The organism is Enterococcus mundtii, assembly GCF_002947535.1.
Taxonomy (GTDB): Bacteria; Bacillota; Bacilli; order Lactobacillales; family Enterococcaceae; genus Enterococcus_B; species Enterococcus_B mundtii_B.
The window spans coordinates 11,399-26,417 of record NZ_PUAP01000010.1 but is presented as its reverse complement, the minus strand read 5'-3'; the positions used below and the strand labels follow the sequence as shown (position 1 = coordinate 26,417).

Sequence of the window (15,019 nt, the reverse complement as noted above, 5' to 3'; positions counted from 1 at the left end):
GTTTCTGACTTAAGAAGCCAAACGTCTAAAAGCTTAACTGTCAAAAATAAAAATTTTACTTCTAAAGCTTTTCACCCTATTCGTATGATGAGAAAAAAACCCGCTTAATGAAATCCGAGTCTTATGTTTATTCAACATAAAGTATATACCATTAAGTATAGACTTTCATCAATAAAAACGGTTATTTGGCTTTTAAAAAGAATCGGCTTTGTTTGATCTATCTTTCCCTACGTAATTGAGACTGTCTTGGTGGATACGTGGTATTTGAATCTAGCTTGTTATAAACAAAAAAAGAATCAATCTAAGCCATTTTCAGCTCAGACTGATTCTCTATCAAGTTGTATATAGTTGAACTTACCCACGAAGCTTTTCAAAACAATTAGATTTTCCCCTTCGTGCGTTTTTTCTCTGCCTTTACTTCATGGATCTCTTGACGTAAGATATTCCGTCTTTCTGCGATCACATAGAAAAAGCCATAAATAAATGGCAAGATGAACGAGCCAAAGCGGTAAAGCAGTAAGGAAGAAACAGCATCCACCGTTCCAACTACAGGTCGAAAGAGCAATAGATAAACAAACTCAAACGAACCAATACCTGCGGGAGTTGGTAACACGCCTGACAAAACCACAGCAAAACTAATAAATGAGAATGTCAAAAGAAAATCAAGATTTGGATGATTTTCCACTAGAAAAAGATAAGGCATTACATACCAACACAGTAATTTCAATAAGTTCCAACAATAGATCCTGATCAAGGCGGTACGGTCTTGAATGATCGTTTGCACCGTTTCTCTCAATGAATAGATCTGACTGTTACACGTATCCACCCAGTTGCGTAAACGGTCACTTTTGAATAAACGATTGGAGACTTTGACAAAAAACACTTGTAGATTCAAACTGACAGATATTGTCACAAGAAATAAAATGATCAAAGCTGTTAAGATGATACCGGCAATGATGAACCAGATCATATTTGGCGCATTTTCGTAAAACAAAGAAAATTGAACGATCAAGCCAATGACCGCATAAGTGATCACCGCTAATTTATACATGATCATATGCAAGGCAGTGACTCCTGCTCCTTGAGAAAATTTCAACCCTTTTTTATTGTAAAAATAAATTTCTGAGATGAGTGTGCCAGTTCCAAATGAGACGATCCGATAAAAGGCAATGTAACAAGATGTCCAAAACCCATCACTTGTACTGAAAGATTTTGAAAATGGTTTGGCGATCTCTTTGATCGAGCGACCTTCTACAACCTGATAAAGTGTACCGAAAAAAAACATCGCTAGAAGTACTTGGATACTTGTTGAAAGCAACTCTTTGAAAATATCTGCAAAAGATTGATTGATCAAATAATAAATAATAGCGAGAATAATGGTCAACAATAATAGGTTAATGATAATTTTTGATTTTGTTCCTTTAGTAGACATGTACGACTCCTTAATGGAAAAAATAGATCAAGACGAGATCAATCATGATTCCTAACATGAAAACGATCGTGAACTTCTTTTTTTTGGTTTTGTGACGGAATACGCGTTGTGCGAGCAACCCGCCCAAACCACCGCCTAACAAGCTAACAAACAATAAATTACTTTCTGGTACGCGCCAAGCGGCTTTTTTTGCCTGACGTTTATCATAACCCATCAAGCCAAATAGATAAACATTTACAATGAACAAGTAAAACCACAAGGGATTATGCATCAATACTTCCATCGACTTCCTCCATTTATTGATCTTTTTCTTTTGGTACGTAGATCGCTATACCTTTTGGAATGACTTTCAATTCGATCGGCAAGTCATCGGTAGTGTCACCATCTGTCCGAGTCGTCACTTTCTTTTCTCTTGCCTGGATATTGACTTGACTAGCTGTCAGATATTTGATGCCAGGAACAGAATAGATTTTTCCTTTGATCATACGTGGGAGATAAAAAGCAAACCGGAAAAAATCTAATGAAGGAACGATAGTGATATGGAACTTACCATCATCTGGTGCAGCAGAATCATCGAAACCAGTAAAGCCACCTACTGAGTTAGACATCGTGATCGTCAACAACTGTGCTTTTCCTTGCCAATGAACATCTTCAGTTTTGATATCCAAATGATATTTTTTCTTTTTCATCAATAATTTCACGAAACGCTTGATAAAGATCCATGAACCATATTTTTGTTTTTCTTTTTGACTGATCCAGACCGCTGTGTCTGCTAATATCCCAATAGTCAAAGTAGAAATAACTACTTTATTGTTCACTTTCCCGTAGTCGATTTTGCGGATCGATTCTTCTAACATCATCGCTGCGGCTTCTTCTTTCTCAAAAGGAATCCCTAGCACTTTCGCTAAATTATTGATTGTTCCACCTGGTAATAACCCAACGTGATAATGATCTAATTCATCTTGGAACGCTTGGATGATGTGATGGATGGTCCCATCTCCACCAATGATAACTAATGTATCTACCTCATGTTCTTTCGCTTTTTCTCTCAGCGTTTCATCTTTGATCGACGGACCAGTTTCAGTCAAATAGACTTCTAGTTCTGGTCGGTGTTTTGCGACATACTCTTTGAACCACTCTGCTAACTGTTCTCCTTCGTCCTTTCCTGAACTTTTGTTATAAAATACAAGTAACTTCTTCATAAACCATATTCCTCCTACTTTCCTGCAAAAAACAAAGGGGATGGATGCGAAATAAACGCTCACCCTCCCCCATGAACATTGATTCGAGCGCTGACTAAAATAGCCTCGAATCAATCATATGCCAACGCAGTGTAGCAATCAACCAACAATCCCACATTATTGGTTGAATTTTAATCTTTTACGATCTAGTGAAACGGATCGATTATGCCTGTGTATTCAGTTCCGCGATTTTAACAATGACATCCGTCGCTTTTTCCATCACTTGTAGTGACACAAATTCAAAACGGCCGTGCATGTTTTCGCCACCAGCAAATAAATTTGGTGTCGGTATTCCTAGATAAGAGATTTTTGAACCATCTGTCCCACCACGTACCGGTTCGATCACTGGCTTGATCTCTAATTCGATCATTGCTTTTTCAGCTAGATCGACAATACTCATGTCCTTTTCGATGATCTCACGCATATTATAATATTGATCATACATTTCCACTTGGATACGTTCTTGGTCAAATTGCTGGTTCATTTTTTCTTGAATGCTTGTGATCATTGCTTTTCTCGCTTCAAATGAATCACGTTTATGGTCACGAATGATATAACTCATCTTCGCCTCTTCAGGACTACCGGTCAATGCCATCAAATGGAAGAACCCTTCGTAACCCTCAGTTTTTTCAGGAACTTCATCTGCTGGTAATGCATTATGGAAGTCGATCGCTAATTGTAGGGCATTGATCATTGTATCCTTCGCTGTCCCAGGATGGACATTTTTCCCTTGGATCGTGATGTTGGCTTGCGCTGCACTAAAGGTTTCGTATTGCAACTCTCCTAAAGGACCGCCGTCGATCGTGTAAGCAAAATCAACGTTGAACTGTTCTACATCAAACTTATCAGCACCAACACCGATTTCTTCATCTGGACCAAAAGCGACTTTGATCTCACCGTGAGGGATCGAAGGATTTTTTAGCAAGATTTCCATAGCTGTCATGATTTCTGCAATACCCGCTTTGTCATCTGCACCTAGTAATGTGGTACCATCTGTTGTGATCAACGTATGGCCACCATAATTTTTTAAATTAGGGAAATCTTTGACATTCAACGTGAAGCGTCCTTCTTTATCTAGAACGATCGTTGATTCCCCGTCATAGTTTTCAATGATTTGAGGACTCACGCCTACTGCATTGAAATCCGCTGTATCCATGTGTGCAATAAAACCGATCGAACGTACGTCATGATCAACATTGCTTGGCAATGTCGCAATCACAAAACCATTTTCTGTATTGTAAGTCACATCAGATAATCCTAGATCTTCTAACTCTTTTTTCAATACTTTTGCAAACTCTACTTGTGTTTGCGTAGACGGTGTAGTATGACTTGTTGGATCGGATTGTGTTTCCGTTTTGACGTATCTTAAAAAACGTGGTAATAGATTCTCGTACATAAATGACTCTCCTTTTATTTAAATTCAAATGGATTGGTTGATGTTTCTGAAACAAAAAAGTCAACCGACCAATTCTCTTCCTCTTTCCAGATTTCGAACTTCTCTACAAATTTTTCTTTGCATAATGATTCGATATAGTGTCCCGGATCGATCGCAGCTAATCCTGCGCTTTGCATATCTTGTGCTGTATGGAAATAAATGTCGCCAGTGATATAGACATCTGCTCCTTGCGCCAAGGCTGCAGGATAAAACTTCTCACCACTCCCGCCACAGATAGCGACACGTTTGATTATTTTTTGTGGATTTGTCGTGGGGCGAACCACACGTAACCCTTCCAATTGAAAGACTTCTTTCACATGCGCGGCAAAATCATCCAAACTCTGTTCTTTCGCTAGTTCTCCAATACGACCTAATCCCCAAGTTTTGACTGGTGCCTCGATCGGAAACAAATCAAATGCCGGTTCTTCGTAAGGATGTGCGGCATACATCGCTTGTAAGACTTTCTCTTCCAGATTTTCTGGGAAGATCACTTCGACTTTGGCTTCTTGGACTTGTTCAGCACGCCCAATTTCTCCAATTGCTGGATGTGCCCCTGTTTTCGGACGGAATCGTCCTTGCCCAACAGAGGTGAAACTTGTACTGTCATAATCTCCTTGCTCTCCAGCTCCCGCTTTTGCCAAAGCAGTTCTCAAACGCGGGGCATCCGCCACCGGAAGATAACTAATCAATTTTTTGTAACCTCGTTCATGCGTTTTAACGAGATAACCTGTGACGTCAATTCCTAATTGCTCACAAAACCAATCGTTTAAGCCGTCTTCAATGATATCCATGTTCGTATGTGCGGCATAGACCGCAATATCATGTTTCAACAAATCAGCGTACATTTTTTCCTGTGGAGAATCAGTGATCAGGCGTTTGACTGGTCTAAAAATTGGCGGATGTTTCGCAATCAATAGATCGATCTTTTTCTCAATGGCTTCTGCCACCACTTCTGGACGGACGTCTAAAGTCATCATCACACGTTGGATCGGTTTATCCAAGGTGCCAATATGCAAACCCACAGGATCGCCTTCTTCTGCTAGCCACTGGGGACAATAGCTTTCAAATTTTTTGATGAAGTCTTGCGCTTTTATCGTCATGTCATAAAACCTCCTTGATCCATTCCACCTCTTGTTGGATTGTCTCATGTCTGTTTTGTTCACTCGCATTTTTTAATTGCTCTAAGATCACTTCACGTTGTTTTAGCTCACGTTGCCATTTTGCCAAAAATATCGCATTTTTCTCTGCGAGTAAGTGTGGGCCAAACATCAGCTCTTTTTCAGAGTATTTGATTGGCTGCTCTTTCTTTTCGCCTACAATGATCTCATAGATTTTTTTATTTTCTTCGAGGATTTCTTCTGCAATGATCTGATAGTTGTTTTCCTTGAGCCACGTTCTTAGCGTTTTCTCGCCGATGTTGGGTTGTAAAATCAAGCGTTCTTTTCCTGATAGACGTTGATTTTGCCGACCAGATTCTAAGATATCGCGAATCAATGAGCCCCCCATACCAGCAATCGTGATCGCGTTGATTTGGTCTTGCTTTTCGATTGCATCTAATCCATTAGCCAAACGTACCTCGATTCGCTCAGATAACCCGTTCTTACTCACTTGCCTCTTCGCTGATTCAAAAGGACCTTTAACCACTTCCCCAGCTACTGCAAAGTCGATTTTTCCTTTTAGCATCAATGCGACGGGTAAGTACGCATGATCTGAACCGATATCTGCTAAACGAGCAGCTTCTGGTACAAAACGTCCAACTGCTTCAAGACGCTTCGATAAATCTGTGTGATTCATTTTTCCACTCCTTAACTACTGAATGTTTGGATGCCATCCATTTTGTCATGACTTTGGACAAACACTTACTTATAAAAGTTATCCTACTTATTTACGCTTTTCTGATAACTATTATTCTTGTTCCTATCATAACATTTGTTTATGTTCAATAGAAAAAAGAACTGGGAAAATGTCCCAGTCTTTTTTCAACAAGTCATCAAAAAAGTTCGATTAATTTCTTTTGTTTTTATTGGACAGTGATCTCAATGATCGAATTCCCAGGAACTTGTGGAGGGATCGACATTGTCATGACCGCCATTTCTACCAATTTAAATTCGATCTTTTCTCCTTCTTTCAAGGAATCGACACCACCAGTGATTTGATCAACTGAAGCATTCAAGATCACTCCGTCATTGCTGAATGACGTACCGATATTTGCTGGATCTTCTATTTCTTCTACATCCTTGACGGTGATTTGGTAAACGTCACCTTCCGCTTCACCGAAGCTTTCGATCGTACCTGTAAACACACTTTGTTTTTGTTCGGTAGAACTATCTGTTTCCACTGTCGATTCTGCATTGATCGAATCGATTGAACCTGTACTTCCTTCTTCGTTGCCACAGCCTGTCAATGCAAACAAGAGACCGGCAGCAACTAGACCAGTTAAAATAGCTTTCATCATACATCCTCCGTGTAATTTCTTGCGTTACTGCTTTGATGATTCCATCCGGTTATTTCTTCAAGTCCATGGATTCGTTTCATCTTAACTTTGTTCATTTTTTATGAATCTTTATTGAAAAGGTGAAAAACAGTGACAGTCGAGTAGATACTCCAACCTGTTTCTGTAAAAATCAATTGATGGCATCAGCCATTTCGGCGATTTCGGCCTGTCATCTCGATTTCTTTTGTCAAGTAGCGGATTCGCTCCATGATCCGTTTGGCTTTCAACGGTTCCTCATCGCCGCGTTGTGTTACCGTCAAATGCTGTTCTAATTCGTTCATCGTGAAGTTTGATGAAAAGAACGTCGGCAATTGTTCTTGCATTCGATATTGTAAGATGACGCCAAATACTTCGTCACGGATCCAACTACTCATCGCATCCGCTCCAATATCATCGATCATCAAGATCGGCGATTTCTTCACCGCATCTAACTTTTCAGCCACTTGGTCTTTGCCGATGGCTTGCTTCATTTCAACAGCAAATGTTGGGAAATGGACCAACGTTGTCGTGAATCCTTTGATTGCCAGTTCTTTTGCTGTTGCTCCTAACAGATAGGTTTTGCCGATACCAAAACTTCCGACCAAGTATAACCCTTTGTGGAAGCTTTTAGGATCAGCCGAATATTGTTCGACGAAGTCTAATGCTTCTAAACTTGCATAACCACGTCCATCTGTTCGTTCGAAATTTTCGAAAGAGGCAGACTGGATATCTTTTGGCATATCCATTGCTTTCACACGACTCTTGATCTCTTCTTGTTTTTGACGAGCTAAGAGTGCTTCTGTCGGCACGTAAGTCACATCGACATAGTGGAAATTCAATGTCAATTTTGGTTCATATCCTGGAGCGATCATGGTTGGATCGTTCGTTTGATATTTTCTTTTTTCTTGGACATACTCATAGAGTTTGGCATAACTCTTTTCGATATCTGCTTGCGTCAATCGGTCTTGATGGGCTGACAGAAAGGCTTGAACATCCGCATCATTCAAAACTTCAGCAATCATCTCAGAATACTTTTCTTGGTAGTTGCGTTTACTGATGATTTTCTTCAGTTCTTTTCCCACATCTTCCATTAGCTCTCACCTTCCTTTTTAGCCAGATACTCTTTAAAGCGACGATCGATCTCGGCTTTTTTCTCTGTACTGATTTGTGTTTCGTCTTTTGGTTGATTGACCCAATCAGGCAATTTTTCTCGTCTTACATTGCGTCGATAATTTGACGAATTGTTTTGTTTCGTTGCTTTCGGTTGTTTTGCTTTGGTACTCAAAGTATGGAGATGCTCAATCGCTTCTTCTGGTGTACTGATTTTTTTTTGTGCCCACTCATTGGCGATCGTATTCACAAAGCTAGCGTTTAAGCTTGCATGATTTTTTATGACTAACACATAGTTGATCAAAATGTTGATGACACTGCTAGCTAAACCGGATTGTGTGACCAAATCTTGTAGTAACCAATTTTCTTGTTTAGAGACATATCCGCCTTTTTCTTTTTTTATCGCTTCGAGATAGCGCATCGGTGGCGTTTGTCGTGCGACTTGGATCAATTGTTGCGCAGCACTTGGTAAAGTTTGATTGACAGGCACACTAGTTTCAGCAGGCTGATCGGTATCTGGAGTGTTACTTGATTGCCGCGAGACATTCTGCTGTTGCTGCCGTATCAAGACGATCCGCTGGAGCTCTTTTAAAGATACTTCTTCCGTCGTAAAATCAAACGACTGTAAAATCAACTCTCCTAAAGTCAGTTCATCGAAGCCATAGAGCTGTTGGTATATTTTCACTTGCTGAAGGACTGCTTCTGTCAGCTGGTTGATGTGTTGTTTCTTCAACCAGTCGGTTAAAAACACCCAGTCGAAGGAGCTAGAATCTTCCATCAGTGATTTGGGTTCAACCGGTGTGAATTTTTGTTGGATCGCTTCCACTTGCTCCTGATTGGCAGCATAGACTGTTTCGTTGAACCGATAGACATCGAGAAACTTCTTAGTGACTTTTTGGTAGCCATCATACGAAAGATCTTTAGGCTTGAATAACTCTGTCAATTGATTGAATCGACGTTCGCCAACTTTTTCTAGAAGTAAAAAAGAAAGTAACGTATCATTGAAAAACGCAGTAACGTCCATCGGTTCCAACAACTCATAAAGAAAACAATTGCCCAAACTTTCATCCTTCTTGAAATAGACTTCTAAAAGACCGATTCCTTCTAATTTTTTTCGTGCCTCATAAAATTGCGGTAATCCACAACTTAAACTACTCAATAAATCGGCGTGTAATCCTTCAGGACCTACGCCAGTTTCTAACGAGATCTCCGAATACAACGTCAAGTAAAGACTCAACGCTTCTCCCCCGATCAATGGTTGGTAAAGGGACAACAAGGCAGATTTTCCTTCTTCTTTTAAAGGACTGCTCTTTCTTCCTTGGTAAATATTTTTCGGTTGTAATTCTTTCCACGCATTTTCCAAGGAATGCTCCCTCCTTTATTATTTACGCATCATTTTCACTTTTACTCGTATCTTTGGCTTTATCAACAATGTCTTGTAATTCTTTCAAAAAGACAGACATATCTTTGAATTGACGATAGACACTTGCAAAACGAATATAGGCGATTTCATCTAAGTTCACTAAATCTTCCATGACGTATTCGCCGATCAGATTAGTTGAAACTTCATTTTCGCCGAGACTTCTCACACGATTTTCAACATGGTTGACGATCTGTTCCATTTGTTCCATCGCTACTGGTCGTTTTTCGGCAGAACGGATCAAGCCTCGTAAAATTTTGTCACGATTGAATTCTTCACGTTCGCCATTTTTCTTGATCACTAATAACGGTGCTGCTTCGATTCGTTCAAAGGTCGTAAAACGGAAGGAACATTTTTCGCACTCCCGGCGTCTTCTTATTGCTCGACCATCGTCAGCTTGACGACTATCGATCACTCTTGAGTTGTTATGTTGACATCTAGGACATCTCATCGTAATTTTCACCTCTCTTGGTGTAGTTTGATCGCTTATTTGAATGTACCAAATGAAGTTGTTCCATCAGTTGACTCTTACACCAAACATAGCATTTTGGTGCCCAAAAAGCTGGTTTTCAACACTAAGCTTAAAAATTATAAAATATGAAAAGGATTTTTTCAATTTTTATCTAACTGCTCAGTTCACAGTATTTTTCGCAACTTCACTGCTTATTGTTTATGAATTTTTTCTCCACTGATTTCTATAGGACTCGTTCAAGTGGATCGTAATAAACGTTTTCTTATTACTAACTTTAGTATAACATGAAACAATTAAGCAATGCGACTGTCCCAGTTAAAAAATCGCTTAGAATGAAAGATTTGTAGTGTTTTGATGTCAACGAACGAAAACAGACTGGCGTCAACCACCAGTCTGTTTCATTTTTGATATTCTGCTTTACTAAACGTTGGGAAAATCCCTATAACTTATCTTCGATTCCTGTGTAGCGTTTCATACGTTCTTCTTCGATTTTTTGTTCTGTTGAACGATGATCAAATTGGGGGTCTTGGTTTTCATCAGGACTTGTTTCGGGATCTTTACGTTCTTTTGTCAAGTCTTGTCGCTTAGATTCTTTTTCGACATGTTGATCTTCTAACTCAGCGATTCTCGCACGGTATTCATCTTCACGGATCTTACCTTCTTCTGCTTGGATCTGGCCCTTTTCCTGTAAATCTTCTTTATGGAAAATCTCACCAATTTTTTCTTTCGCAGAACCTACAACTTTGTCTTTTTGGTTTTTGAATGTACCCATCGTATCATCTCCCCCTCTTTCTTTATATAAATAGCATAGCAAAATGTTGCAATTTACTCAAAGAAAGCGATTAAATGACAACCATTTTTTGATTTCAGCGGATAAATATTCTTTGCTTTGACGATTATCGAATACGATATCCGCCCGTCGTTTCTTTTCCTCAATCGACAATTGGCTTTTGACCCGTTGTTCTGCTTCTTGTTTCGATAATTGATTGCGTACCATCAAACGTTCGATTTGTTGGGATTCTGGGATATAGACCACTGCGACGGCATCCATTTGTGTATCATAATGCCCTTCAAATAATAAAGGAATATCGACGACGATCAGCGGATATTTTGCTTTCTTCTCTATGATTTCTTCAGTGATTTTCCCGCGGATAAATGGATCTAACACTAGATTCAATTGCTCACGTGCAGTTTCAGAACCGAAAATCAATTGTCCAAGCTTTGCCCGATCCAACTGACCATCCTGTTGGATGATCTCTTTGCCGAATGCTTGAACCAACGCTTGAAGTCCTGGCGTATCAGGTTCAACGACCTCTCTTGCCACTATATCGGCATCGATCACTGGAAAGCCACATTGTTGGAAAACAGCAGCAGCCGTACTCTTACCTGTCGCAATCCCCCCTGTCAAACCTAAAACAAATCCTACTTGGGTATTCTTAATTTCTGACATGTTGGACAATAGTGCGTCCCCCTTTGCGCAACTTTCGTTTTCACGATTGGTGTTTGACAACGAACACATGCTTGCCCTGTCTGTCCGTAGACATGTAAAGCCACTTGGAAACTCCCTGACTCGCCTAACGCATTGAGATAACTTCGGATCGTTGTTCCCCCTGCTTCAATTGCTCGTGATAACACATCGATGATTGCTTGACGGAGTAACTTGATTTCTTTCGGGCGTAAAGAATCAGCTGGTTGCTCTGGATGGATCTTCGCTTCCCATAACGCTTCATCTACGTAGATATTCCCTAGTCCTGTGACTAACTTTTGATCAAGCAGCAAAGGTTTGATGGCTTTGTGTGACTTTTGTAGTCCTAAGGTAAAGTCTTTTAATAAGAATAGATCTGGTAACGGCTCTGGACCTAATTTCAAGATTCCTTTATAGGTATTGCTCGCTCCTTTTTCAACGATCGTCATACGACCGAATTTTCGTACATCGTGGTACCGTAATTGGCTGCCATCTTCAAAAGAAAAAATCACATGTGTGTGCTTATCGATTGGTTCTTCTTTTTCAAAATATCGATATTTTCCTTCCATCCGTAAATGGGAGATCATTTCATAATGACTCAAGTGAAAAATCAAAAACTTCCCTCTACGACCAATCGATTCGATGGTTTCACCAATTAACGTTGCTTCAAATATCGGGACCTCCGGTTGTTCAATGATTCTTGGCCACAATACTTGGACGTTTTTGATTTTTTTGTTTTTCACTAATTTTTCTAATCCTTTGCGGACAGTTTCAACTTCTGGTAATTCGGGCATCCTTTTTTCACCTACAATTTTAACTTATTTGATTTGAATCGAACTTAGCTGGGGAAAAATAAAATTCATTTTTATTTCTTACTTAAAAACTGAATAAACGGTGTTCCCTAAGCAATCCTTCAGAAATAAGCCAAGAAACCCAAAAATTTGAAAAACAATTTTCGGGTTTCTCTTCTTATTTCTCGGAGTTGGACACTGCTGTCACAACCTCCTCCTGGATCGAACGAACTCGATCCAAGAGCTTCCCTCGATGTCTATCTATCGGTATAAAAGTAAAAAATTATTTAGCTTCATACCAAGTTTTGCCCCAGCTGCTATCTGTGATCAATGGGACGTGCAAGGAAACCGCTTGTTCCATTACTTCACTGACTAATTTATCTAACATCTCTAATTCACTTTCTGGCACTTCAAACACTAATTCATCGTGCACTTGAAGCAACATCGTCGCTTGCAAGTCTGATTCTTTCAAGCGTTTGTCTAATTCGATCATGGCGATTTTCAAAATATCCGCCGCGCTTCCTTGGATCGGTGTATTGATCGCTGTTCGTTCGGCAAATGAACGAATGTTGTAGTTTCTTGAATTGATATCTGGTAAATAGCGACGACGATGATAGAGCGTTTCTACAAAGCCTTGATCTTTCGCTTCACGAACAATACGCTCCATGTATTCTTTGACACCTGGATATTTTTCAAAGTACGTATCGATATATTGTTGTGCCGCTTTACGAGTAATCCCTAAGTTTTGTGATAACCCATAATCAGAAATCCCATAGACGATCCCGAAATTGACTGCTTTCGCTTGACGACGCATATTAGGTGTGACATCTTCGGCTTTTTCAATGCCGAATACACGCATTGCTGTACTTGAATGGATATCTTGTCCTTCTAAAAAGGCAGCTTTCAAATGCTCATCATCTGAGATATGCGCCAATACACGCAATTCGATTTGAGAATAGTCAGAAGAATAGATCAACCAATCTTTATTTCTAGGAACGAATGCTTGACGGATCTTACGACCTTCATCTAAGCGGATCGGAATATTTTGTAAGTTCGGATCAACCGAGCTTAAACGACCTGTCTGTGTCAATGTCTGAACATAGCGAGTATGGACTTTTCCATCCGATTGGATCACTTTCAATAAGCCTTCGACATAGGTCGATTGGATTTTAGCGATTTGGCGATAAATCAAAATATCATCAACGATCGGTGCTTGCTCACGCAATTGTTCTAAGACATCAACAGCAGTCGAATACCCTGTTTTGGTTTTTTTGATCACTGGAAGACCCATCTTTTCAAAAAGGATCACACCTAATTGTTTGGGTGAGTTTAGATTGAATTCTTCTCCAGCCTCTTCATAGATTTTTCGTTCGATCTCTCTCAAACGATCCGAAAATTCGATTTTCATTTCTTGAAGACGAGTCGCATCCACTTTGATCCCACTGATTTCCATTTCAGCCAAGATGATCGACAAAGGTAATTCCATTTTTCGGAAAAGGTCTTCTTGATTTTTTTCTGCTAATTCTTGACTTAGTTTAGGCGTCAAGCCATTGATTGCTGAAACTTTTCGTGCTAGGTGGGCAAAGAAAACCTCCTCATCTTCTGGTAGACCTTTCTTCGCGCCTTTTCCGTAGATGGATTCATCCGATTGGATATCGTGATACCCATAATGTGTAGCTATCCCTTCGATGTCCTCACTTTTCTCGTTTGTATCCAATAAATAGGCACCTAGTAAGACATCAAAGTCGATCCCTTGTAATTTCGTTGCATAGCGGTTCAATGCCACATACGTACGCTTAGCATCATATACATTTTTCAGCCGAGTCTTGTCCCTGATCCATGAAAGAAAGGCTTCATTTTCAAAAATCGCTAAATCGTCTGTCACATAGATTTTTTCTGATGTTCCCCAAGCCACACCAACGATGTCTTCTGTATGATAGTTGTCTCCCATCATCTCGACATATAACGCCATATTTGTCTGGAACATGCTTTCATCATATTCATGGACCACTTCAAACAAAATATCTTTCATTTCCACTTGTTCTTCGACCACATCTAAATTAGCAAGGAATTGTTTGAAATCCATTTCCTTGAAGAAAGGTACCAATTTATCTAAGTCTTTCCCTTGATATTCAAGAGAATCAATATCAACTTCTACTGGCGCATCTGTATCGATCGTTGCTAATTTTTTAGACAAGAAAGCTTGCTCTTTGTCATTGATCAGATTTTCTTTCATTTTACTTTGTTTCATTTCGTCGATATGTTCATAGATCCCTTCGACAGAGCCATATTGATTCAACAGTTTGATCGCTGTTTTCTCACCGATCTTAGTTACGCCAGGAATGTTATCTGAAGCATCCCCTGCTAATCCCTTCATATCGATGATTTGTTTCGGTGTAAGGCCATCATATTTTTCCGCCACATGTTCTGGCGTATAACTTTCAATATCGCTTACACCTTTCACAGTGATATCGACTTTGATTTCTTTTGATGCCAACTGTGTTAAATCTCGGTCACCGGACAAGACAACTACATCGAATGTTTCTTTATCCACTTTTTCTGCTAAAGTACCGATGATATCGTCTGCCTCGTAGTTTGGTAACTCGTAATACTTCACACCTAGACCGGTTAGAAGCTCACGGATATAAGGCATTTGTTCTTTGAATTCTCCCGGTGTCTTTGAACGGCCACCTTTGTATTCTGCGTACATTTCTGTTCGGAATGTTGTTTTTCCCGCATCAAAAGCAACCAAAACATGCGTTGGTTGTTCTTTTTGCATGACATTCTCAAACATATTATGAAACGCATAGATCGCGTTTGTATGCAACCCATTACGATTTTTAAAACGTTCCAACGAATTGTGCAACGCAAAGAATGCACGAAAGGCCACACTATTTCCGTCAACGAGCAATAATTTATTTTTAGTCATCCGCTTAACTCCTCACTATAAAGTTCTTTCTCATTCTAACAAAGAATGACAAAGAATGCGAAAAGAAAAAACGGATAAGTAAAAGGTTGTGGGAAAAGCGGTCCGTACTAAGACGTAAGGCAGAAATATTACTTCTTGAACATCGTTTATCCTAGATTGCGAACAAAGTAATCTAGCTTGAGCAGTAGGATAAAATTCAAAAACAGTTTCAAATGATATCGATGACACCAAAAAAAGAACCCACTAGAATT

General features: G+C 39.6%; 14 protein-coding genes. All 14 read right to left on the bottom strand.

Going from position 1 to position 15,019, the window contains the following annotated elements:
- Positions 1-379 precede the first annotated feature (379 nt).
- Positions 380-1,432 (bottom strand): lysylphosphatidylglycerol synthase transmembrane domain-containing protein, encoded by a 1,053-nt coding sequence (locus CUS89_RS03000; RefSeq protein WP_104870994.1) that lies wholly within the window; start codon positions 1,430-1,432, stop codon positions 380-382.
- Between the two features lie 10 nt (positions 1,433-1,442).
- The gene (locus tag CUS89_RS02995) at positions 1,443-1,715 is read right to left on the bottom strand and encodes a DUF1294 domain-containing protein (protein WP_104870993.1); all 273 of its coding nucleotides are present in this window, start codon (positions 1,713-1,715) and stop codon (positions 1,443-1,445) included.
- A gap of 13 nt (positions 1,716-1,728) precedes the next feature.
- Positions 1,729-2,634: a diacylglycerol/lipid kinase family protein gene (locus CUS89_RS02990; RefSeq protein WP_104870992.1), complete on the bottom strand. Its 906-nt coding sequence runs from the start codon at positions 2,632-2,634 to the stop codon at positions 1,729-1,731.
- Positions 2,635-2,836: 202 nt separating this feature from the next.
- Positions 2,837-4,069 carry a peptidase T gene (gene pepT, locus CUS89_RS02985; RefSeq protein WP_104870991.1) on the bottom strand — a complete coding sequence of 411 codons (1,233 nt, stop codon included), beginning with the start codon at positions 4,067-4,069 and terminating at the stop codon, positions 2,837-2,839.
- Positions 4,070-4,083: 14 nt separating this feature from the next.
- A complete protein-coding gene (locus tag CUS89_RS02980; protein ID WP_104870990.1) occupies positions 4,084-5,208 on the bottom strand; it encodes a Nif3-like dinuclear metal center hexameric protein in 1,125 nt (374 codons plus the stop codon).
- Between the two features lies 1 nt (position 5,209).
- Positions 5,210-5,902, bottom strand: a complete 693-nt coding sequence (locus CUS89_RS02975; protein ID WP_104870989.1) for a tRNA (adenine(22)-N(1))-methyltransferase — start codon at positions 5,900-5,902, stop codon at positions 5,210-5,212.
- A gap of 226 nt (positions 5,903-6,128) precedes the next feature.
- Entirely contained in the window at positions 6,129-6,560 is a 432-nt protein-coding gene (locus tag CUS89_RS02970) for a hypothetical protein (protein WP_104870988.1), read from the bottom strand.
- 185 nt (positions 6,561-6,745) lie between these two features.
- Complete coding sequence (dnaI, locus tag CUS89_RS02965) at positions 6,746-7,672, bottom strand: primosomal protein DnaI (protein WP_010735315.1); 927 nt, start codon at positions 7,670-7,672, stop codon at positions 6,746-6,748.
- Positions 7,672-9,054, bottom strand: coding sequence for a replication initiation and membrane attachment family protein (locus CUS89_RS02960; RefSeq protein WP_104870987.1), 1,383 nt, complete (start codon positions 9,052-9,054; stop codon positions 7,672-7,674). The genes dnaI and CUS89_RS02960 overlap by 1 nt, the downstream gene beginning before the upstream one ends.
- Before the next feature lie 22 nt (positions 9,055-9,076).
- Entirely contained in the window at positions 9,077-9,562 is a 486-nt protein-coding gene (gene nrdR / locus CUS89_RS02955; RefSeq protein WP_104870986.1) for a transcriptional regulator NrdR, read from the bottom strand.
- A 460-nt stretch (positions 9,563-10,022) separates the two neighbouring features.
- Entirely contained in the window at positions 10,023-10,355 is a 333-nt protein-coding gene (locus CUS89_RS02950) for a CsbD family protein (protein WP_104870985.1), read from the bottom strand.
- 57 nt (positions 10,356-10,412) lie between these two features.
- Positions 10,413-11,033, bottom strand: coding sequence for a dephospho-CoA kinase (gene coaE / locus CUS89_RS02945; protein WP_104870984.1), 621 nt, complete (start codon positions 11,031-11,033; stop codon positions 10,413-10,415).
- Positions 11,006-11,842, bottom strand: coding sequence for a DNA-formamidopyrimidine glycosylase (gene mutM, locus CUS89_RS02940; protein ID WP_104870983.1), 837 nt, complete (start codon positions 11,840-11,842; stop codon positions 11,006-11,008). Before mutM ends, coaE begins: the two co-directional genes overlap by 28 nt.
- Positions 11,843-12,122: 280 nt before the next feature.
- Positions 12,123-14,768, bottom strand: coding sequence for a DNA polymerase I (gene polA / locus CUS89_RS02935; RefSeq protein WP_104870982.1), 2,646 nt, complete (start codon positions 14,766-14,768; stop codon positions 12,123-12,125).
- Positions 14,769-15,019: the final 251 nt, after the last annotated feature.

Coding starts and splice junctions, on each gene's coding strand:
- CUS89_RS03000 (WP_104870994.1), bottom strand. CDS start 1,432: ATGTCTACTAAAGGAACAAAATCAAAAATTATCATTAACCTATTATTG.
- CUS89_RS02970 (WP_104870988.1), bottom strand. CDS start 6,560: ATGAAAGCTATTTTAACTGGTCTAGTTGCTGCCGGTCTCTTGTTTGCA.
- mutM (WP_104870983.1), bottom strand. CDS start 11,842: ATGCCCGAATTACCAGAAGTTGAAACTGTCCGCAAAGGATTAGAAAAA.
- nrdR (WP_104870986.1), bottom strand. CDS start 9,562: ATGAGATGTCCTAGATGTCAACATAACAACTCAAGAGTGATCGATAGT.
- CUS89_RS02995 (WP_104870993.1), bottom strand. CDS start 1,715: ATGGAAGTATTGATGCATAATCCCTTGTGGTTTTACTTGTTCATTGTA.
- CUS89_RS02980 (WP_104870990.1), bottom strand. CDS start 5,208: ATGACGATAAAAGCGCAAGACTTCATCAAAAAATTTGAAAGCTATTGT.
- CUS89_RS02990 (WP_104870992.1), bottom strand. CDS start 2,634: ATGAAGAAGTTACTTGTATTTTATAACAAAAGTTCAGGAAAGGACGAA.
- pepT (WP_104870991.1), bottom strand. CDS start 4,069: ATGTACGAGAATCTATTACCACGTTTTTTAAGATACGTCAAAACGGAA.
- polA (WP_104870982.1), bottom strand. CDS start 14,768: ATGACTAAAAATAAATTATTGCTCGTTGACGGAAATAGTGTGGCCTTT.
- CUS89_RS02975 (WP_104870989.1), bottom strand. CDS start 5,902: ATGAATCACACAGATTTATCGAAGCGTCTTGAAGCAGTTGGACGTTTT.
- dnaI (WP_010735315.1), bottom strand. CDS start 7,672: ATGGAAGATGTGGGAAAAGAACTGAAGAAAATCATCAGTAAACGCAAC.
- coaE (WP_104870984.1), bottom strand. CDS start 11,033: ATGTCAGAAATTAAGAATACCCAAGTAGGATTTGTTTTAGGTTTGACA.
- CUS89_RS02950 (WP_104870985.1), bottom strand. CDS start 10,355: ATGGGTACATTCAAAAACCAAAAAGACAAAGTTGTAGGTTCTGCGAAA.